This is a genomic window from Saezia sanguinis (genome assembly GCF_003991585.1).
GTDB classification, from domain to species: Bacteria; Pseudomonadota; Gammaproteobacteria; order Burkholderiales; family Burkholderiaceae_C; genus Saezia; species Saezia sanguinis.
The window spans coordinates 1-274 of sequence record NZ_PQSP01000066.1; the positions used below are offsets into that span (position 1 = coordinate 1).

A 274-nucleotide genomic window follows, 5' to 3' on the forward strand; every position below is an offset into this window, starting at 1 on the left:
GCTCCTAGACTGGTCGGATCAACTGCGCTATCCGGAGGGAGCGAATCAGGTGGGAGTGCTTTCCCGGGTCGATACGCCCGAAGACGTGCGTCGGCTGTCGGTACCGCAACTGCGGGAACTGGCGGCGGAGATCCGTGAGTTCCTGGTGCACAAGGTCGCCGTCACCGGCGGACATCTGGGCCCGAACCTCGGGGTGGTGGAACTCACGCTCGCACTGCACCGGGTCTTCGATTCGCCCGCCGACCCGTTGATCTTCGACACCGGCCATCAGGCC

The 274-nt window shown here is 65.3% G+C and carries 1 protein-coding gene; it reads left to right on the plus strand.

Features of this window, described 5'->3' with window-relative positions; translation table 11 throughout:
- Nucleotides 1-49 precede the first annotated feature (49 nt).
- Nucleotides 50-274, plus strand: a 225-nt coding sequence (locus CUZ56_RS15005; RefSeq protein WP_275427159.1) for a 1-deoxy-D-xylulose-5-phosphate synthase N-terminal domain-containing protein, incomplete at its 3' end; no start/stop codon positions are given.